The 18784-nt window shown below is 45.8% G+C and carries 21 protein-coding genes; 16 read left to right on the top strand and 5 right to left on the bottom strand.

Features of this window, described 5'->3' with window-relative positions; translation table 11 throughout:
- The first annotated feature begins 102 nt into the window (after positions 1-102).
- The 6 genes from QUB39_RS19850 to QUB39_RS19875 all read left to right on the top strand — a co-directional run bounded on the left by QUB39_RS19850 (position 103) and on the right by QUB39_RS19875 (position 3630).
- On the top strand, positions 103-396 hold the full coding sequence (locus tag QUB39_RS19850; RefSeq protein ID WP_333056919.1) for a hypothetical protein: 294 nt from the start codon (positions 103-105) through the stop codon (positions 394-396).
- A 119-nt stretch (positions 397-515) separates the two neighbouring features.
- Positions 516-782 (top strand): hypothetical protein, encoded by a 267-nt coding sequence (locus tag QUB39_RS19855; RefSeq protein WP_333056918.1) that lies wholly within the window; start codon positions 516-518, stop codon positions 780-782.
- A gap of 191 nt (positions 783-973) precedes the next feature.
- Entirely contained in the window at positions 974-2038 is a 1065-nt protein-coding gene (locus QUB39_RS19860; protein WP_333056917.1) for a tetratricopeptide repeat protein, read from the top strand.
- Between the two features lie 115 nt (positions 2039-2153).
- Complete coding sequence (locus QUB39_RS19865) at positions 2154-2450, top strand: DUF4258 domain-containing protein (protein ID WP_333056916.1); 297 nt, start codon at positions 2154-2156, stop codon at positions 2448-2450.
- Positions 2451-2454: 4 nt separating this feature from the next.
- Positions 2455-2697, top strand: coding sequence for a YgiT-type zinc finger protein (locus QUB39_RS19870; protein WP_333056915.1), 243 nt, complete (start codon positions 2455-2457; stop codon positions 2695-2697).
- 423 nt (positions 2698-3120) lie between these two features.
- Positions 3121-3630 (top strand): N-acetyltransferase, encoded by a 510-nt coding sequence (locus tag QUB39_RS19875; protein ID WP_333211512.1) that lies wholly within the window; start codon positions 3121-3123, stop codon positions 3628-3630.
- A gap of 243 nt (positions 3631-3873) precedes the next feature.
- Here QUB39_RS19875 and QUB39_RS19880 read toward each other — a convergent pair whose 3' ends face one another.
- Complete coding sequence (locus QUB39_RS19880; protein ID WP_333211510.1) at positions 3874-5451, bottom strand: adenylate/guanylate cyclase domain-containing protein; 1578 nt, start codon at positions 5449-5451, stop codon at positions 3874-3876.
- 89 nt (positions 5452-5540) lie between these two features.
- Here QUB39_RS19880 and QUB39_RS19885 point away from each other — a divergent pair, with 89 nt between their 5' ends.
- From QUB39_RS19885 to QUB39_RS19925, 9 genes are all read left to right on the top strand, one after another.
- Positions 5541-5801, top strand: coding sequence for a hypothetical protein (locus QUB39_RS19885; protein ID WP_333058467.1), 261 nt, complete (start codon positions 5541-5543; stop codon positions 5799-5801).
- Between the two features lie 286 nt (positions 5802-6087).
- Positions 6088-6918: a prepilin peptidase gene (locus QUB39_RS19890; RefSeq protein WP_333058465.1), complete on the top strand. Its 831-nt coding sequence runs from the start codon at positions 6088-6090 to the stop codon at positions 6916-6918.
- 61 nt (positions 6919-6979) lie between these two features.
- Positions 6980-7201 carry a hypothetical protein gene (locus QUB39_RS19895; protein WP_333058464.1) on the top strand — a complete coding sequence of 74 codons (222 nt, stop codon included), beginning with the start codon at positions 6980-6982 and terminating at the stop codon, positions 7199-7201.
- A 129-nt stretch (positions 7202-7330) separates the two neighbouring features.
- Positions 7331-8281, top strand: coding sequence for an acetyl-CoA carboxylase, carboxyltransferase subunit beta (accD, locus tag QUB39_RS19900; protein WP_333058463.1), 951 nt, complete (start codon positions 7331-7333; stop codon positions 8279-8281).
- Positions 8282-8665: 384 nt separating this feature from the next.
- On the top strand, positions 8666-8857 hold the full coding sequence (locus QUB39_RS19905; RefSeq protein WP_333058460.1) for a translation initiation factor IF-2: 192 nt from the start codon (positions 8666-8668) through the stop codon (positions 8855-8857).
- A gap of 145 nt (positions 8858-9002) precedes the next feature.
- Positions 9003-9491 (top strand): photosystem II cytochrome c-550, encoded by a 489-nt coding sequence (psbV, locus tag QUB39_RS19910; RefSeq protein WP_333211509.1) that lies wholly within the window; start codon positions 9003-9005, stop codon positions 9489-9491.
- A 154-nt stretch (positions 9492-9645) separates the two neighbouring features.
- Positions 9646-10146, top strand: coding sequence for a photosystem II cytochrome PsbV2 (gene psbV2, locus QUB39_RS19915; protein WP_333058458.1), 501 nt, complete (start codon positions 9646-9648; stop codon positions 10144-10146).
- Between the two features lie 125 nt (positions 10147-10271).
- Positions 10272-10610: a cytochrome c6 PetJ gene (petJ, locus tag QUB39_RS19920; protein ID WP_333058457.1), complete on the top strand. Its 339-nt coding sequence runs from the start codon at positions 10272-10274 to the stop codon at positions 10608-10610.
- 552 nt (positions 10611-11162) lie between these two features.
- A complete protein-coding gene (locus QUB39_RS19925) occupies positions 11163-12182 on the top strand; it encodes a CHAD domain-containing protein (protein ID WP_333058456.1) in 1020 nt (339 codons plus the stop codon).
- Between the two features lie 236 nt (positions 12183-12418).
- Here the strand turns inward: QUB39_RS19925 and QUB39_RS19930 are convergent, their stop codons facing one another.
- From QUB39_RS19930 to QUB39_RS19940, 3 genes are all read right to left on the bottom strand, one after another.
- Positions 12419-12916 (bottom strand): 2TM domain-containing protein, encoded by a 498-nt coding sequence (locus QUB39_RS19930; RefSeq protein ID WP_333058454.1) that lies wholly within the window; start codon positions 12914-12916, stop codon positions 12419-12421.
- A 169-nt stretch (positions 12917-13085) separates the two neighbouring features.
- On the bottom strand, positions 13086-13922 hold the full coding sequence (crtA, locus tag QUB39_RS19935; RefSeq protein ID WP_333211848.1) for a cyanoexosortase A: 837 nt from the start codon (positions 13920-13922) through the stop codon (positions 13086-13088).
- An 803-nt stretch (positions 13923-14725) separates the two neighbouring features.
- Positions 14726-15400, bottom strand: a complete 675-nt coding sequence (locus tag QUB39_RS19940; protein WP_333211846.1) for a PEP-CTERM sorting domain-containing protein — start codon at positions 15398-15400, stop codon at positions 14726-14728.
- 1091 nt (positions 15401-16491) lie between these two features.
- On the opposite strand from QUB39_RS19940, the gene QUB39_RS19945 reads away from it, so the two are divergent.
- The gene (locus QUB39_RS19945; RefSeq protein ID WP_333058451.1) at positions 16492-16755 is read left to right on the top strand and encodes a DUF255 domain-containing protein; all 264 of its coding nucleotides are present in this window, start codon (positions 16492-16494) and stop codon (positions 16753-16755) included.
- Positions 16756-17118: 363 nt separating this feature from the next.
- Here the strand turns inward: QUB39_RS19945 and QUB39_RS19950 are convergent, their stop codons facing one another.
- Positions 17119-18693, bottom strand: a complete 1575-nt coding sequence (locus QUB39_RS19950) for an outer membrane protein assembly factor BamB family protein (RefSeq protein WP_333058449.1) — start codon at positions 18691-18693, stop codon at positions 17119-17121.
- Positions 18694-18784: the final 91 nt, after the last annotated feature.

Here is an 18784-nt window from a genome sequence, read left to right on the forward strand (position 1 = left end):
ATAGTGGGCTGTAATTGCGCTGAGAATATTACAAATTTAAGCATTTATTGTAATTTTAATTAGTGCAAATCTTGTGGAAAATATAAGTTGAAGGTGTGGGATATGTCTACTTGCAAAAATCCAATCGATACCCCAAGTATCCAAATTTTTTCGATGACCGATCGAGCTAACCCATCCGAAAAACATAAAGGGCTATCTCTCTTTTTAGCAATAAAAAAAATTGGGCAGTTTTTGCTCTACCTCATTTCGAGTGAGGACGAACTGAGAATTTGGCAGACGTGCGATCGCTATGGTAACACTTGGTGGCACGGTTGCGATCGGGCTACAGGTCGCTCTACCTGCGTGGCGACGGATGATGAAATGCGCGCTTGGATCGATCGGCGTTATTGCCAATAGTAGTGTGTGGGTTGCGTGGAAATGAAGTGAAATACAGCCCTCGATTAGCAATTACCCATTAGCAATTACCAAGTAGCAATTACCAAGTAGCAATTACCAATTACCAAGTAGGAGATGCTATGCTTCAAATATCTTCCGAATGTGCAGCGCCAGATCGCATTATTCTGATGGAAAACGAGGTATACAGATTGCCTCAAACTCATCGAGAAATTCAAGTTTTGTCAGGAATTGCTTGGATCACGCTTGACCAACAGGACATCATCTTGCAAAGTTCTGAAAAAGTATCGCTTCCACCCAGCAAAAACTTTGCTGTCATATCCGCTCTCAACAATAAGCCGCTGATTATGGCCGTCTGGCAAGACAAAAACCCAGTCATGGGATTTTAGATTTTAGATTTTAGATTTTGGATTGAAGAATTGGGAATGACTGATTTTGTATGGGTTTGAAGCACGGGTCTACAGTTGCCTTCTTTTTTGAAACTGGTATCAGAACCTAGAGATGGAGAAAAAAATTGGCAGGAACACCCCAAAAAGCTCTATCTTAATAGTTATCACTTAGCTATTGGAGGACTCGATCGGTGCACCGCCGCTCTTACCACTTCAGCTATCTCGCAGCTATAAGTATTGTGTTATCGCCCGCACTCAGCTTGCTGGCAATTTCAGACGCCCGCGCTTATGCCCCAATTATAAATGCGAGGCGCGCCCAAGCGAGCGACCAGGCTCAAGCAACTGACCCCAAAACGCAAGCAGACGAACTCTTTGAAACAGGAGTAAAACAGCACCGCGAGGGTTTGTTTCGAGAAGCAATCGAGACTTTTGAGCAAGTTTTGGCAATCCGCAAGCAACTAGGCGACCAAGCGGGAATCGGAGAAACCCTCAACAATATGGGGGAAGTTTATGGCGAAATGGGTTTGAGGCCCAAAGCTTTGGAAGTTCTGCAGCAAGCTTTAGTCATTCACCGAGAAATCAGCGGAGGGCGTCGTATCGCGCGCACTCTCAATCTCATCGGTTTCGTCAACCGGATTGGGGACAATTTTTCCGAAGCGATGAAACTGCACCAAGAAGCTTTGGAACTTGCCAAAACTACCGACGACCAAATTGAAATTGGAGAATCCCTCCACAACATCGCGGCCGTGTACGCAGAACAGGTCAATTACGCCAAGGCGATCGAATTTTACCAGCAAGCGCGAACGATTCGCACGGCCGCCGGCGATAAACGCGATTTAGGCCGTACCCTCAATAATATGGGCGGCGTCTACTACAACATCGGCGACTTTAATAGAGCGATGGAATTTTACCACCAAGCTTTAGCAATTCGCCGGGAAATCGGAGACAGGGCTGGCGTCGGCCGCCTCCTCAACAACATGGCACTTACCTCCCGCAAACTCGGCAAAGATACTCAAGCGCTGATATATTTTCAGCAAGCAATACCGATGTTAGAAGCAATCGGCGACAAGACAAGTATCGGACGCTTGCTCAACAATATGGGCGCAATTCATGAAAGTCTCGGTCAAAATGCTCAAGCTCTCGAATCCTACGAGGAAGCTTTAAAAATTGCTCGTGAGGGCGGTGACAAAGCCGGAGAAACTACAGCGAGGGAGGGCATTAAGCGATTGTCTTCCAGTCAGCTTGTACCGCAATAAGAGTAGTTAGTAAGTCGGGTCGAAGGAAGTAAAACCAGATATTTAAGGAATTGAAAATGATAGATTTTTGAACAATAACTTGCTATGATTGCCTGGATGTAACATTAATCAGCCAGTGCCTCGCAACGATATTGACCGTATCAGAGAGAAAATTCGCCTCCGCCAGTACGATATGTCAGCCCACGCAATGGAAGAAATGGCTGAGGACTTGCTGACTATCCTGGATGTAGAAGAGGCGGTTCTGAGCGGTCAGATTATCCGGGTTGAAAAAGACGACCCCAGAGGTACAAAATATGTAGTAGTGGGGACTGCACTGGATCGACAAACACCTGTTGGAGTGGTTGGACGTTTCGCTAGTAACGGACGTTATCTAATCATCACGGTTTATGAAGTCACTCAACTTAATGGCTAATTGTATGTATAAATACAGATGTGAGTATTGCGAAGGAACCGTTCAACCCCGCACTGTCAAGCGCGAGGCATTCAAACATAAAAATGGATTTGTCATTCTTGAAGATGTGACCATCGGTGTTTGCGATAACTGCGGCAATCGATACTATTCAGCCGATATTCTTCATGCGGTTCATGCCGTTGCAACTGGAGCGAGATTGCCTGAAAGAACCGAACAAATTCCGGTTACTCATTTAGAATCAGCATAACCAGTGGAGCGCTTTAATTTCATTAAAACGCTGTGACGATAAAGAAGACTGTCCGGGCGTGAAGATTGGAAGCGATGGGAGCATCTCACTTATGCAGCCCTCCGCTAGAAATTGGAGCCAGGAGTCAGGAGTCAGGAGTCAGGAGGAAAGAAGAAGGAGGAAGAAGGAAGGAGGAAGAAGGAAGGAGCCATTATAAGTGTTTTTACAAATATGAGATGCTCCCGAAGCGATCGACCGACTTTTGCGACGATTTGACATTCATCTGCAACTCGTTGTATAATTGGTTGCCGAAAATATATAACTCAAAAACCGGAAAAAGGCTTCAGGAGCACTATAATTTGATTAATATCGCGATCGCAAGATAGAAACAGTTTCTGTAGTAATTCGTCTGCCAGAGCGGCCGCACAACCATTAATCTAAGCTATGGATATCCGTACCGAAAAGCCAGAAGATGTAGAAGCTGTTCGCAACATTAACATTGCGGCATTCGGGCGAGAAAATGAGGCTAATCTAGTCGATCGATTGCGGGGAATTGCATCTACATTTTCCTTCGTTGCGGTACAATCCGATCGCATTGTCGGACACATTTTCTTCAGTCCGGTTGTCGTGGAGGGCAAATGTTCTAGCAATTTGTCGATTCAGGGGTTGGCGCCAGTCGCAGTTCTACCCAACTATCAGCGGCAAGGTATCGGAACGCTGCTGATTCGGGAGGGTTTAAAAGAGTGCGGGCGATCGGGATTTCAGGCAGTAGTTGTGCTGGGTCATCCAGATTTTTATCCGCGTTTTGGGTTCATTCCTGCTAGTAGAAAGAGCTTGGGATGTGAATATGATGTGCCCGATGAAGCATTTATGGTGTTGGAGTTAGAAAGCGGAGCCTTGCACGATTGCAGCGGCACGGTGAAGTATCGATCGGAGTTTAGTTTATGCGAGTGATATTAATTGGGCCCTTCATCCGAATTATTCATCTCTCTCCGCTCTCCCTCTGCGTTCTCTGCGTTCTCTGCGGTTAAATCATTCCGATGCAACCGGAACTGATCTGACGAACTGGCGGTTTTTATTGTGAAGTATCGTAAAAAATTATAAAAATAACATTTAGTAGTCACAGTGGAAAATAGTTGTGCTGTACTTGCCTTTGTGAACCATAAAACCTGTACAACTATTACCCAGCAAAGTTATTTAAACGCCCCCTTTCCCCTTCTCCCCTTTTGCACCTTGCAAAGCAAAAATCGGAGTTTGAGCAGATTTCCCCTTCAGAGCAACAGATCCCAAAGCCTCGCAAATAAAGTTTAGCTCGATCGACTCACACACCCTTTCACCAATCAAAATTTGGTTTTCCCCCGCCTTGCTCATCAACCGAGCCGCCGTATTCACCGTATCGCCGAGAATATTAAACTCCCTGCGCCCTCGCGGTTCCCCAACCTCAGCAGCAAACACCGGCCCCAGGGATAGCCCAATTTGACAGCTTACTTTTACTTCTTCACCCGCGATAATTACCAGAGGCAAACCTGCAATCATATCTCGGATCGCAATCGCCGCACTAGCCGCGCGGCTGGCGTCATCCCTGTTAGCGTCGGGCACGCCAAAATAAATCAGCATATCCGAACCGTCTAAGTGCGCCGTTACTTTTTGCAACACGCCCCCTTTAGCTGAGACTACAGCATCGATCGACGCAAACACCCTAGAAAAAGCAACTATCAGATTGACTTCTTCCTCCAGCGAAGCTTTGTCTACAGACTCTGGTAAACCAATCAAGTTGACAAACATCACCGTCGGTTCAGGAAAATCCGGCGGAATTTTCCGCCTGTCTGCATTTTCCACCAGCAGTCTCAGGATAGTTTTGGGAATATAACTAGCAAGGGGTTCAAGCCGATTCACAGCTTCCCCGATTTCTTTTACCAAGCCCGCCACGCTGCGATCGAGCAATACCGAACTCGGCATCCGCCGCCCAGTCAAAGTGATATCATACTCTCCGAGTCGATCGTCCGTGAAATCGTCCGCCACCAAAAAATAACCCTGCTTCCCAGGTTCAAAACGAAATTGCTCTCCCAAAGACTCTCTAGCAGTTTCAGTCACACACACCCGCCCCACAGTCCCAGAACCCTCAGCTTGCTTAGCTTGCTGGACTGAATGCCCCAGCAGTACGTGAGCCATCCGCAGCGGCGTACCGATGTCAGCACTAATATAGCGCCCGCAGTGGATGCCCACCCGCATCCTCAAAGACAAAACACCCCGCGCCGTTTCAATATTGGCAAATTCAGCCATCGCCCGCTGCATCCGCAAACCCGCCCGCACCGCCCTCGCTGTATCCTCTTGGTAAACCCCTGACGGAAACTGCACCAGCATCGCATCTCCGGTAAACTCCAGCAAATCCCCGCCCGATTTGCTGACAATTTCAATCATTGAGGCAAAATAGTCGTTAATCACGCCCAGCAGGGTTTCAGCTCCCTTGCGCCCCTGGGTAGCGTTCGCTTCCAACAGCGAGGTAAACCCTGCCAAATCGGTAAACAGCAAGGTGCCTGTTTGCCACTGGTAGCGCACCTCCCCTGGGTTGGGCGGAGATTCGGACACGGGCCGGGGCACGTAGTCATGGAGGATGTAGCGCAGAGTTCGCAGGTGATCGAAAACCCCCATTAGCGTTGCGGGGGACGGATCTACCCACGCAGCAGCGTACAGTTGAGCGGAAAGGAGCGATCGCAGCCGCAGTTCGATCGCAGCCAAGGGAGGATTGTAGGTTAATCTATTAATAATTTCCACCTAAGTTTATTCTTAAAAAATAGGGTAAGTTCTATCAATGTAGAGGCAACACCAATAGCTCGACTTTATACCATTATGATAAGTTTCCAGTGACTCCATACCAGCCAAACCCACAACCCACTAGAGAAACTTCCGAACGTCACAGCTTGCTAGCTCCCGATTTGATCCGAGCTGCTCGATCGGCCTATGGTATGTATCTGAAAGTGCATTCCGAGCAGATGCAGCGTCCGGCGGGTGTAGTTGTCAGTCAAGGAAGCGATCGAGGTCAGGTAATTTTTGCTTCGCAGCCGATTTTATTGCCCGGTGAACGTTTTGTTACTTTTGAGGAAATTGAATCTCAAATGTATTAATTGCTAATTGGTCATTGGTGGTAATTGGTAATTGATAATTAAGCATAGGGCATGGGGAATTGGTAATTAGTCACTAATATTATGTCCCCTCGAACGCTCGCACTAAAATAGGTTTCTAGTGAAGAGCCATGTTTTCAGGATTTTATGAAAACTTGCATTCTTGACTATTAATACCTTTTATGATGGGTAATTGACCGTACAAGCTCTAACAACTGAGAACTAACTATTGAGAAGTAACAAGTGATACATAACCCCAGTCAACAGTGAACAGTCAACAGTCAACTTAATGGAAATAATCTTTAATTGCCTTGTCATGGCGATCGTCTTTATTGTCGGATCGGCTATTGGCAGCTTTCTAAATGTGGTAGTCTATCGGTTGCCTGCGGGTTTGTCGGTGATCAACCCTCCTTCTCGCTGTCCCAAATGTTTAAATCAACTCAGAACTTACGAAAATATACCCGTTTTCGGTTGGCTGTGGCTCCGAGGCCGCTGCAATCACTGCCGCAGTCGGATTTCTGTCCGCTATCCACTGGTGGAAGCAGCTACGGGTTTGCTGTTTTTGCTAATCTTTTGGCGGTTTGGCGTAACAGTGCAAACTCTTGGTTTTTGGGCTTTGTTTAGCTGGCTGTTGGCTTTGTCTTTGATTGATTGCGATACAATGACTTTGCCTAATTCATTAACTCGATCGGGTTTGGTGCTCGGATTGGTTTTCCAGGTGGCGAAAGGTTGGTGGCCGACATTTAGTTCGATCGACTCGGTAAACTATCTGGTACTCGATGGGATCGCGGGAGCAGTTGTCGGGTTGTGGCTGTTTGACGCGATCGGACTCGCCGGGACGATCGGGCTGGGGCAGAATGCTATGGGCGCCGGAGATACCAAATTGGCAGCCTTGATGGGAGCTTGGCTGGGGTGGAAATACTTGCTGCTAGCGGGATTTATTGCCTGTGTCGCCGGGGCTTTTGTCGGTGGCGGGGCGATCGCCCTCGGCTGGCTCGATCGGCGTCAACCCATGCCTTTCGGCCCGTTTCTGGCTCTCGGTGCAGCAATTACTGCTCTGTGGGGCGAAGCGATCTTATCTACTTACTTGCAGTTGTTTTTTCCGAATTTTAGTTTCTGATCGGCAGGCAGTCAGGCGCGATCGAACATAACATTGTCTCAAAAATTGGTAAAATTGTTCCGTGTCTTGGATTACACTTACAACAACTAGCTTTCGTTGGGAAGCGGAATTAATGCAGCAGCTCCTAGCTGCCCATGAAATCCCGGCCCGGATTGTAGACTTGGGCATAGCATCTTATTTGGGGGCTGGAAGTGCTACAGCCCTGCAAGTTCTTCCAGAACACCAGCGAACAGCATCGCTCCTCATCAGTCCCGTTGAAGATGAGCCAGAAGCGGGTGATTAGTCATTAGTCATTAGTCATTAGTCACTGAACAACTAGCAATTGACAACTAGCAACTAACAACTAACAATTACTAATTACCAATTACCAATTCCCAATTACCAATTACCAATTACCAATTACCAAGTTTTAATGTCTCTATTTGATTGGTTTGCAAATCGACGAAAATCAGTACCGAACTCCCAAGAACGGCCGGAACGAGAAATTGCGGACGGACTTTGGAATAAATGCGAAGCTTGCGGTGCCCTCAGTTATACCAAAGACCTGCGAGCAAATCAAATGGTTTGCTTGGAATGCGGGCATCATATCAGAGTTTACAGTGACGATCGCATCGAGCAGTTGATCGATCCCAACACCTGGGTGCCCCTTAACGAAGGACTGCACGCCACAGATCCTCTGAAATTTCGCGATCGCAAAAAATATAGCGATCGACTCCGAGAATTTCAAGAAAAAACAGGCCACCTAGACGCCGTAGAAACAGGCATCGGCAAACTGGAAAATTTGCCAGTCGCCCTCGGAGTCATGGAATTTCAGTTCATCGGCGGCAGCATGGGCTCAGTAGTCGGAGAAAAGCTGACTCGCCTCATCGAACACGCCACGCGGGAACGCTTGTCCGTAATCATTGTCTGCGCTTCCGGTGGTGCAAGAATGCAAGAAGGAATGCTCAGCTTGATGCAAATGGCTAAAATCTCCGGGGCTCTGGAACGCCACCGGGAAGCGAGACTGCTTTACATCCCGATTTTGACCCACCCGACCACCGGCGGCGTCACCGCCAGTTTTGCCATGCTGGGAGACATTATAATTGCAGAGCCAAAAGCTACTGTGGCCTTTACGGGCGGCAGGGTAATCGAACAAACTCTGCGGGAAAAGCTACCGGAAAATTATCAAACTTCCGAATACTCCTTCGCCCACGGTTTTGTAGACTTGATTGTACCCCGGACTCAATTAAAGAAAACTCTTGCTCAGCTCATCAGCCTCCACCAGCCCCAGCCTTTCTTGGCAGACTCGGAATTTCCCGCCCTCAATGGCAGCGATAGCCACGCTTTGCCCCCGCAGACTCACGCTTTCAAACTTTCTCCCTAAGCTGTCGCGCCGGAGGATTGTCTGTTGGTGAGTCCGGGGCACCGAGGGAAATTTCTGAGGAATTCCTCAAAACCGGGCTTCTACCAAAAATATTGAGTTTGTTAACGAGACGTTCACGCAGACACCGGGTTTTGATCCCCGCCCGCCCAACTCCTATTGGTAATAACGACCCAGCAGTGGGATGATATTGATCGGAAGTTGATTGGCCCTGAAGTTAGGCTGGGCAAAAATGCCTAGTCGCAGTTAGCGGTGAGTTAGCTTGCGATAGATCGAACAAAATCTCAGAACAAACTAACAGAACAAGCTCACAGCGCTTTCTAAAATTGTCCGGCTTTCAGTTAATAGCCGTCAACTCAATTTTTACCTGTCAGCGACCTAAAAATTATGGGTTTTGCAGACCTGTCCATCGCAGAAATAGCAGAGGACTTCAACGTCCCTGTTGAAGAGGTGATCCGCTTGTGCGATGAGTTGGAAATTGCCTACAAGCACCCTCAAACCCGTTTGGCTTTGGAGGATGTTAAGGCAATTATGTCCACTCTCGAAAAAAGGCGCGACTCAAAACTTCTTGCAGATTAGATCGCAAAATTCCTCTACCTTTAAAGGTATAGCTGCACAAACTTTCGCCAGTTGTTGCAGAAAGAGGGAATTTTGAACACAAATCTGTTTGCCAGCTATACTCTCTTAGCGTTCAATAATTTGCCGGATTTTTTTAAGGAGAACCATGCTTAAAAGATATTTCATTGCTCTGACCGCTGTATTCTTGAGCTTTCAGTTATTTGTCAGCAGTGCGATGGCTATCGAACTGAGTCCTGAACTTCGCACTCTGCCTTTGAATGACAAGGGTACTCCAGTGGTGCTGAGCCTCAAACAAGTTGAGCAAGGCAAACGCCTGTTCAATTCGGCTTGCGCTCAATGTCACGCTGCGGGCATGACCAAAACTGACCCGAACGTGAATTTGAGCCCGGAAACTCTGGCTTTGGCCAACCCGCCCCGGAATAATATTGAGTCGCTGGTGGACTTTATGAAAAATCCCACCACTTACGACGGGTTTGAGGAAATTTCGGAACTGCATCCGAGTATGAAGAGTGCGGATATTTTCGCTGAGATGAGAAATCTCTCGGATGAAGATTTGTACGCGATTGCCGGTCACATTCTGTTGCAGCCGAAAATTGTCTCCAAGCAGTGGGCTGGTGGCAAAGGCGCTCGCTAATCGATTTTAGATTTTAGATTTTGGATTTTGGATTTTGGATTGGGAGATGGCTGAAGTTCGGCAAGGATTGCTGGCTGGTCGTTTTTCGCTCTAAAATCTGAAATCTAAAATTTACCTCCTGCTCATTGATTATCGCAAAAGGTTGTAGTCCCTCATGCTGCGTCGTGGTGCTTTTGTCTGCTTTCTGTTGGGGATGTTAATTATTTTGCCACTCGTGCTGTTGGCTCCTCAACCTGTTTTGGCTGCTGCCGATTCTTACGTGAATAGGTATTTACAAGCCAGCGAACCTGTGGCTCTGGAGTTGGACTCTGAGGGACATACTCGCTTGTTTTCGGCGTTTGATTTGTCTGCGGGCAAGGTATTGTTCGAGCAAAATTGCCTGAATTGTCACGTCGGAGGAGCTAATTTGCCCGATCCGACGATATCTCTGTCTTTGGCTGACCTCAAGGGGGCAACGCCTCCCCGCAACAACATCAATAGTCTGGTGGCGTATCTGAGAGAACCGATGACTTATGACGGTACTGAGGAGACTTTTTGGTGCCGCCAAGTGCCGGAAAGCTGGATGCCACAGGCTGAGATTGAAAATTTAGCGGCTTTTGTGATCCGGGCGGCTCAGAAAGCTCCGGGCTGGGGCGTGGAGAATTTTGAGAGTTGAATTGCTACTGCCAAAAAGTGGTAAATTACTCGGAAGAAGGCGATACGACTGCGCGATCGCGCCTGTTAAAACAGGTAAAATATCTAAAGAATCACCCTTTGCGTGTCCATTAGAGGAGAACTGCGTTGAAAAGACTCTTATCGATCGCCCTATTAGCGTTCGCAATTTTTACCGTCGGCTTTGGTCGCCCTGCTTTGGCAGGTGATGCTGTTAAAGGAGCTAAAATCTTTAGCTCCAACTGTGCTGCTTGTCACATCGGTGGCGGCAACGTGGTTATGGCCCAGAAAACCTTGAAAAAGGAAGCTCTTGAGAAGTACGGCATGAATTCTCTGGAAGCTATTACCACTCAGGTAACTAAGGGCAAAAATGCTATGCCTGCTTTCGCCGGCCGCTTGAAGCCAGAACAAATCGACGATGTAGCAACCTACGTGCTCGAGCAATCTGAGAAAGACTGGAAAGGCTAAACTGCCTCTTGGAAGTCGGGCAACCTGGGCGGGTTTGATTTAATTTAAAACTTGTCCTCCCGATCGCACCCTCTCTCACCCTTTGGCGAATAAACATCGGTTTGCAGCGATCTTAACCTATTTGGGAAAGCGCGCCAGAAATCCAATTTTTATTAGCTCAATGGCGAGGGAGGGACATTTTATTTTAGATTTTAGATTTTAGATTTTGGATTGAAGAATTGAAGAATTGAAGAATTGAAGATTTGAAGATTTAAAGATTTGAGATTGCTAAATGCTGACTTTGTATAAACTGTCAAGCACCTTATACAGCACTTTCCAGGTAAGTGAAGTACAGAGAAACCGGGTTTCTTGAATAAAACCGGTTTCTGGCGAGAAATCCAGAAGAAACCCGGTTTCTGGGGTGTACTTTATAAACCTGGAATCCGCTGTATTAAGATTCATGTATTGAAGCCCGTCATAAATTGGAGTTGTGTGCTAGGATGTAAACCCTTTACTACCAAAGCCTTGAAATCCAAATTAAAGTCGATCGGGGATCTGGAATCTACACCTGCCATGAACGTAAAAACATCAGCAAAAGTTAAAACTCCAGTTAAAACTCTCGGAGACGCTGCATCTGGGGCGATTGAGAAATATTTCCGCAAAAGTGTAGCGCACGAGGCTGAAGTTATCAAAGACAAAGACGCGGAAGAACTTCATCAAATGCGCGTGGGATTGAGACGTTTGCGATCGGCTGTGACTGGTTTTGCTCCGGTTTTAGATTGGCCAAAAGAGGCTTCTGAACGTAAAATTGGTAAGGTGGGGCGGATTCTGGGAACTCTCAGGGATTTGGATGTGATGCTCGAAAGTCTCCAAAATCGCTATTACCCGAATTTGCCGACTGAGGAACAGGAAGTTTTGGATAAGGCTTTGTCGAATTTGCTCAAACAGCGCCACCGGGCTTTGAAAGGGGTGAGGGCGATTTTAGAGCACAAAACCTACGAATCGCTGAAGCAGTCGATCGAGGATTGGCTGGAAAAACCGAAGTTTCAGGCGATCGAACATTTGCCAATTGCTGAGGTTTTGCCAGATTTACTGTTACCTCAAGTCAGCGAGTTTTTTCTCCATCCGGCTTGGCTGTTGGGTACAGAATATGAAGATGGCAAAGTTAAAGTTGCTAAGGATTTGAATGCTGAGGCTGTCGAACAGAAGTTAGCAGCCGAGGGAACTATTCTGCACGATTTGCGGAAGCAAGCTAAGCGGGTTCGCTATTTGATGAATCTGTTTGGCGATTTTTACAGCGAGACTTACGAAGTTTATGTCGAAGATGTGAAAGCTATTCAGGAATGTTTGGGCGATATTCAAGACAGTGAAGTTTTAGGCGAGTTTCTGACAGATTTTGTCGATCGCGATCTGGAAAAAGAGTTGCCGAAATTGGCTGGTTTGTTGGTCGAAAATCGCTATGCAGCTTGGCAAAAATGGCAGGTTTTGCAACGCAGGTATTTGAGTTCGGAAATGCGGCAAGGTTTTCGATCTGCTTTAATTCATCCTGTGGTTAAAGATGCTGCTAATGGAAAGTTGCCCCAGGAAAGTTAGGGTTTTTGGGCCCTGAGAATGCGATCGACTGCCGGGAGGGACTAAAAGAAGGATATTTGTAGGGACACGGCATTGCAGAGTCCTTCATTGTATAACTCAATCAAGGGCGATCGCTCTTGGGGAGAGGTTCAAGAAAAAACCTTAACAATTATTCTTTCCAGTAACGAGTTAAAACCCGAATTACTTCACGAGTGTGAAGTAAAAGAAAGGGCGATCGCGTTTTTTACCATAGAAAATCAGGACTGCAACCACTTCATAAACTTATTCGTCGCAGTACCAATCGACTCTCCCACCTGTTTCTTCAACCGCCACCGCTGAAATGCTTGTTCGTAATCTTCCCCTTCAGTTTGATAAACATTCCAAGCATTTAGTGACAACCCCAATCCCCACGTTAGTAAAATGAAAAGTGACCAAGAAAGCTCGTGCGAACCTGCTAGATTAAACAAAACTAAAAAAGTATTGATAATGCCGTACTTGGTCACATTTTTCTGCAATTTGCGACGACGGTAAGAGTTAAAAACCAGCTTTTCTTGAACTTCTCCTCTAGTTGCTAACCATTGCTGTTCCGCCGCTACAATATCCTGTTCGGAAATGCCCAATTCCGCTGCAATCTCGAAAAGCTGCACTCTGGATAATTCCCCTTCATCCTGTCGCCGCGCGATCGCAAGCTGTAAAATACCCTGAGCATCCTCTGAACCGTAAACTTGACTTATTTGACTTTCATTGGTTGCCATAACAGGTTTCCGATAATTCCTGACATCATTTCTATCATAGATATAGACGCAGTTAAACGATAGGTAGTGACATTGGCGGATTTCAACACCCGGACATTTGAGTGAGCAAGACTCCTGACTATGGGAGGGGAAATCGAAGAACCGATATATTTCCCCAAATGGCAACTAATTAATTTCCCGAACTGTGACTAAGTTGGCTATCTCGTTTCAACATAAATTGATAAAATATCCCAAACAAAATCACCGCAATCATTCCCACCACTAAAGAACCTTCACCCTCATGCCAATATTTAAACAAATCTAGGCGATAAGATGCAACTAACAATGCCATTCCCGCCACTCGCAAAACATTAATAATAAAACCCAAAATGACAGCGACACATATTACCAAAGCCTTATTTTGTTTAGTAGGAAACATCACCAAACAAATTACAGCTAAACCTAATAAGTAATTCATTGCCTCTATACCCGAACAACCCCCATTTACCAACACCCTTCCTGTCGGCAAAGCAACATAATTACCATCGCGTGTTACATCAAAACCGACATACCACAAAGAATAATAAGCAAATTTAGCAGTAAGCGAGGTAACAAAATCCACTAAAGGTAACGTAATGACACTGGGGGTGCCATGAAAAAATAGTATTACCAATTCACGCCAATATAGTTTTAAGTTCTGAAAACCTACCGCAAGTAGGCTCACACCTAAACCAGACAAAAAAGGTGCCAGTCTTAAAAAAGGCTCGGATTTACTGGAAACCACAGCACTTTGAAATAAAATAAAAGCTATTAATAGCGTCCCTGCTATTGTCGATAATAGGTCACTTTTTATCTCACGCTGTTTGAGAATATCCTGGTTGTCCCAAAGCAGGGAACCCACAGCGAACCAAAAAACTATACTCATCCAAAAATGAGCAACATCGTCCAGCTTCCACAGGAGTGTCATATTCAGAGTTACTAAGGTTGTGGCGATAATGATGAGCCAAAAAATTTTTCTCTTGAACATTTTAGATATTAGTTATTAGTTGATCGATGAGAGCCATACTGCGGACTGTTTTTGATTGCCAACCCTAGAATAAGGGTTTCCAGCCGATTCGGCAATCGAAGTACCAACGGAAAATCGATGGTTTTAGACTCCGAACTAAAAAACAGTCCAGACTATTCTTAGATGATATCATAAAAATAGTAGGGGATGTGGACAACTCAGTAGCTTGAACCCCTTCTACGGAAAGGACGTGGAGGATTTTAATCGCCGTTAATCTTTGAGATGAGGTTAGTAGACACTCTGGAATTTGATGAATGGTGAAACTCAGATGCAACGCATAGCTCAGCATTAGGACACCTAGTGAAAAGACTGTTACTCGAAATGATTGCTTGGATGCCTAGCACTTGTTTACTGGGCCCCTGTAAGCAAAGACTAAAAAGCGAGTAAATCAATCAAAATTAAAAATACAGCCTCTTCCATGTTCATGAAGTACACTATAAAGCTATATTGTTTGGTGTTAATCCTCCGGGTGCGGATCTGCGAAATATTGGTCGATAAAACTTACAGATTGACGGGTGTATCCGCACCTTACACGGGCTAGAAGATTGTGTGTACCACATCTACATGGAATATGCTGTAACTCTTAATAACAGCGGTAACGCTACAACTGCGTTTCATATCGCCTTAAAAGTCCGGGGTTTTCAGAGTGCCGCGCTATCAGATACTAAGAAACCTGGTTTCACCAAGAAACCAGGTTTTTAGCTCGAACATAAAGTAATCAGTTTGGCATCAAGCCAGAATCGAAAACGAGTTCAAACGATCGCCTATTCAGCTTTTTGAGCCTGAGCACGTTGCTTTTTGAACATAGCACCAAACCCAACAGCGGCTCCAGCAGCAAGCATTGTTAAAGGTTCAGGAGTAGCTTCAGTGTTGCTAGTGCCGGTGCTGACAAAAACATCGCTATCGCCCTTGCTACCAATACCCCGGACGTGCATCCCTAGTCTCAAAGTACCATTATTCAACGCGGAAACTACGTTATTATAATTTCCAGTAAAGCTCAATCCCAAAACCTCACCAGTTTGGACACCGTTCCGCGTACCAGTTATCCCAGCTGCAAAATCCGTAGACCAAGGAGTAGCAAGGTTATTAGTTTGTGGCAGAGGAGTAGCTCCCTCTGTAAAGTTAACACCACGACCATTTATAATGCCAAAGTTGCTCAATAAATTGGTATTAGAACCTGTGTCCAAGTGAACAGCAGCAATAAAGATATCGGCGGCGGATTCGTCTTTATTGTCATTGAAAATGTTGAATAAAACGTTATTGGAGCCATTATCTAGGACATCAAACCTAAAGCTATTTACATAGGCATCTCCCGATGTATTATCGCTAGCAATATTACTAAAGCTGAAGGCAGAGGCAGGTGCTGCGGATACTGCACTAAGAGTAGCGACACCGGCAACAGCTAAAATAGATTTGACTAAGTTTAATTGGATTTTCATGGCTGACACCTTTATTTTTATGTTGACTGGAAGCAGGTTTTTTTCCTTCACATATTCAATCTAAAGCAAAGCACAAGTTAATGCAAGTAGGTTTGATAAAGATTCGATGAAGATTGGGAATAAGCTGATTGGATTTAGGCAAAATGCCTAAATTGATGGCTTCTAGCTAGCTATTTCCTATGGCGTGCCTCAAAAAATAGGGGTGCTGCCATCCGGATTTTAGTCCTGACTTCTCTCTCTTTTAAAAAGCTATAACTCACCTTCCTAAACAGCGGTGTTACACAGCATAATTACTGATAAAAAAGTTTTTAATCTCTAAAGTATGCCCTTAAAAAGTTTTTTATCCGTGAATGTACGGTAGAAAAGTTTAAGTGATAGGTTGATTGGTGGGTAAAAACAGGTAAAAACCGATGATGACAGTGGAATCTGCGGAATGTGGGCTATAACTCAGGACAAAATCTTGGATCGTATTCGGTGCGTGGATTCTCGCTTTCGGATTCAGCAACCAGCGCCATTTAGACTTAGATATTGCACCATTACCAAGAACCGGCTTTGGGGCCCGTTCCACAAAGAATGAGTTTTCTTGTGGGGAGTAGGGGGTGGGCAGGAGAGGCCGCCCAAAACAGGCTTATCGATCATCGTGCAACATCTCAATTTAGAGACCAATGGTTTCGGTGCTCGTTATTATCTGTGAGGCTGGAACTTTGGCCGACTAAAGGGACGACTGGACTTTCTGGGACATAGTTTTGGGAACACCTTTACCGTCGGGGCTGTTTCGGGGCAACCACGGGGAGTAGGGGTCGGATTGCCCCTAGGGAAAACCAGCTTTTTGTAGGGTTCGTGCCAAGAATGCCTACCCATCCAGGATTTGTTAGGCCTTTGGTGGGATTGGGGCAACCACGGGATTGGGGCAACCACGGGATTGGGGCAACCACGGGGGGATTGCCCCTACAAGAGAATGAAACTGCCCTGCGTCTACCGTCTGACTCTTTTAAGATACAAGGGGCGGGTTTTTGGGATTGTCAATTATTGGCCGGTATTGTTGGTGAGGGGATCCCCTACCATATTAGGGGTTATCGATCGGACATAATATGACAAGCTTAGCCAGCAAAAGCGAAAACACGCCGAAAATTCGATCGACTTTTCGGCCTGGTGCGACGAAGCCTGAGAAAGGGCCCGGAGGGAAAATCAACCGATTTCTTCTGTCAATTCGCTACTCTAGCTGCCACTGGTTTAGGGTGATGGAATGTGAAGGATTTTGCGATCGGGCGATCGTCCAATACCTGAATTCGCACTTGATACCGATAAAAAGCGCTTTTCACTGTCCCGCCTGTTTCTTCTACCGCCACAGTTGAAACGTTTTTTCGTACTCTTTCCCTTCAGTTCGATCGACATTCCCAGCATTCAGCGACAATCCCAAGCCCCACCTTAGTAAAATCAACAGCGACCAATCAAGCCCGTGTACTGCTGCTAGATTAATCCTAAATAAGTCGTAAATTTTTTACCCCACCCCAACCCTCCCCTTAGTAAGGGGAGGGAGTAAGAAATTCACAAATGATGCGAGGATTGCTATAACAGGTTTCGGATAATTCCTGACATCCTTTATATGAAAGATATAAGCGAAGTTAAACGGCAGGTAGTGGCATTGGCGGATTTCAACACCCTTTTAAGAACAGGCCAGAAAGCCTGTTCCCGATAGAGGTACAAAACACCCATAACTAACCCAAAGTATACATCCAGCCATCCCTCGCGCAAATCCTCACAATTCCGTCCCAAACTACAGGCGTCGCCTCAAAAGACAAACCCGGCTTAAATCTCCCCGATTCTATTACTTTCAAACGGTAAAACTCCCCTTTAGCATTTCTCAAAGCATTCTGATCCCCCGACTTCGCTCGTTCCCAATTCAAATTGAACAAATAAACACCGTTGTATCCCGCACTGATCAGTTTATTGCCATCGGTAAAAATCGGAGTTGAAATTGAAGAACCAATCGCTTTTTTAAATACTATTACCGGAGTATCGTAAGACTGGTTTCGCCAAGGCACAAAAGTTTTTTTACCTGTAATCATATCTTGGGAACCGATGTACAAATTGCCGTCGAGCGCATTTGTGGCAAACAGCGCCGGAAACTCCCCTGGATTGTACTCATCATTCAAAGCCACCGAGCCAATTATCCCGCCTTCCCAGCTAGAAACTCGGCGATTCCCCGTCGGCAAAAACCATTCGACGCTGGCATTCGGTTCTTTATTTGGATTCAGCTTCAGCACTCCGCCGTTGCCCTGAATGTATTGTTTTTCAATGGCACAAAATAGTTTCCCTGATTTAGAAATTACAGCACTTCCATCCAAATCTGAACCAGTATAAAAATCCCAAACAATCTTTTTAGTTGCAATGCTAATACCGTAAATGTGACCGGAACCAGCAGCTATAAATATTCTATCTTTGAGCCTTGATGGCGATGATTCCGCTACCAAGTTGCCGCCGTGCTTTCTGATATCTCCTGCTGCATAAAGCTGTACCTCCGACAAGATATTTGGCTGCTTGATGCCTTCTTTGATTTTTGCACTGCTTGTGGAACTATCGAGAAAATAGCCGATCGCATTTTCCCCCGCATTGAACAAAACGCCACCGCCGATGTACAAAGCGCTGCTGTCATTATCCCGGCTGTAGCTGGGCGTTTTCCTGATGTCTAATTTCCAAAGTTCCTTGCCAGTTCTAAAAGATATTGCCCTAAAACTCGGCACTACTTTTTTGCCACCACCGCCACTGCGGCTTCCCTGCAAAATTACAATTCTGTTTTCGGCGCTAGCTTTTTGATCGATATAAATCGTTGATGAACCTTTGATTACATCATCAAATTTATAGCGCCAAACTTCTTTATTGGTAGCAATATCTATTTTTCGCAAATTGTGGTCATAAGCACCTATAATTAAATAAGTTTTTCCCCCGTCTCTGGTAATTGTCGGCTGTCCTGTCCAACCGGCACCGCTCCAAACTACAGACCGCCTTCCCAGAAAAGTCCGGCCGCCGCCTAGTTGGAATTTGTCGATTAACTTCAAACTTTTCGGAACACCTCTGCCGTAGAACCGACGCTTGTCGTTACCTAAAAAGGTCGGGACTAATAATTCTATTTCTGGGTCTGCTTTCGCCAGGAAATTGTTAAGATTAGTTTCTAATAAAGCTGGCTCCGAATCTTCAGTTTGGTACAGTTTGATAACAGCAGGAGGAACAGCAGCACTCAGCAAAAATTGTCCTAGCTGTTGATTGAATGTTCTCCGAGATGATAAGCTCATATTATATCGAGATAGTTAGAGAGTCGATGGCAGAGTGTCCCCTACCATCTCTCCTACAAAACCGTGCTTGCGACTTTCACCGCACACGGCT

The sequence above is a fragment of the Microcoleus sp. AT8-B5 genome, assembly GCF_036705565.1.
In the GTDB taxonomy this organism is placed as follows: Bacteria; Cyanobacteriota; Cyanobacteriia; order Cyanobacteriales; family Microcoleaceae; genus Microcoleus.

What these genes read in the sequence shown, in the direction of transcription:
- QUB39_RS19850 (WP_333056919.1), top strand. Translation starts at nt 103, where the DNA reads ATGTCTACTTGCAAAAATCCAATCGATACCCCAAGTATCCAAATTTTT.
- QUB39_RS19855 (WP_333056918.1), top strand. Translation starts at nt 516, where the DNA reads ATGCTTCAAATATCTTCCGAATGTGCAGCGCCAGATCGCATTATTCTG.
- QUB39_RS19870 (WP_333056915.1), top strand. Translation starts at nt 2,455, where the DNA reads ATGTATAAATACAGATGTGAGTATTGCGAAGGAACCGTTCAACCCCGC.
- QUB39_RS19875 (WP_333211512.1), top strand. Translation starts at nt 3,121, where the DNA reads ATGGATATCCGTACCGAAAAGCCAGAAGATGTAGAAGCTGTTCGCAAC.
- QUB39_RS19890 (WP_333058465.1), top strand. Translation starts at nt 6,088, where the DNA reads ATGGAAATAATCTTTAATTGCCTTGTCATGGCGATCGTCTTTATTGTC.
- accD (WP_333058463.1), top strand. Translation starts at nt 7,331, where the DNA reads ATGTCTCTATTTGATTGGTTTGCAAATCGACGAAAATCAGTACCGAAC.
- QUB39_RS19905 (WP_333058460.1), top strand. Translation starts at nt 8,666, where the DNA reads ATGGGTTTTGCAGACCTGTCCATCGCAGAAATAGCAGAGGACTTCAAC.
- psbV (WP_333211509.1), top strand. Translation starts at nt 9,003, where the DNA reads ATGCTTAAAAGATATTTCATTGCTCTGACCGCTGTATTCTTGAGCTTT.
- psbV2 (WP_333058458.1), top strand. Translation starts at nt 9,646, where the DNA reads ATGCTGCGTCGTGGTGCTTTTGTCTGCTTTCTGTTGGGGATGTTAATT.
- QUB39_RS19925 (WP_333058456.1), top strand. Translation starts at nt 11,163, where the DNA reads ATGAACGTAAAAACATCAGCAAAAGTTAAAACTCCAGTTAAAACTCTC.
- QUB39_RS19930 (WP_333058454.1), bottom strand. Translation starts at nt 12,916, where the DNA reads ATGGCAACCAATGAAAGTCAAATAAGTCAAGTTTACGGTTCAGAGGAT.
- crtA (WP_333211848.1), bottom strand. Translation starts at nt 13,922, where the DNA reads ATGTTCAAGAGAAAAATTTTTTGGCTCATCATTATCGCCACAACCTTA.
- QUB39_RS19940 (WP_333211846.1), bottom strand. Translation starts at nt 15,400, where the DNA reads ATGAAAATCCAATTAAACTTAGTCAAATCTATTTTAGCTGTTGCCGGT.
- QUB39_RS19945 (WP_333058451.1), top strand. Translation starts at nt 16,492, where the DNA reads ATGACAAGCTTAGCCAGCAAAAGCGAAAACACGCCGAAAATTCGATCG.
- QUB39_RS19950 (WP_333058449.1), bottom strand. Translation starts at nt 18,693, where the DNA reads ATGAGCTTATCATCTCGGAGAACATTCAATCAACAGCTAGGACAATTT.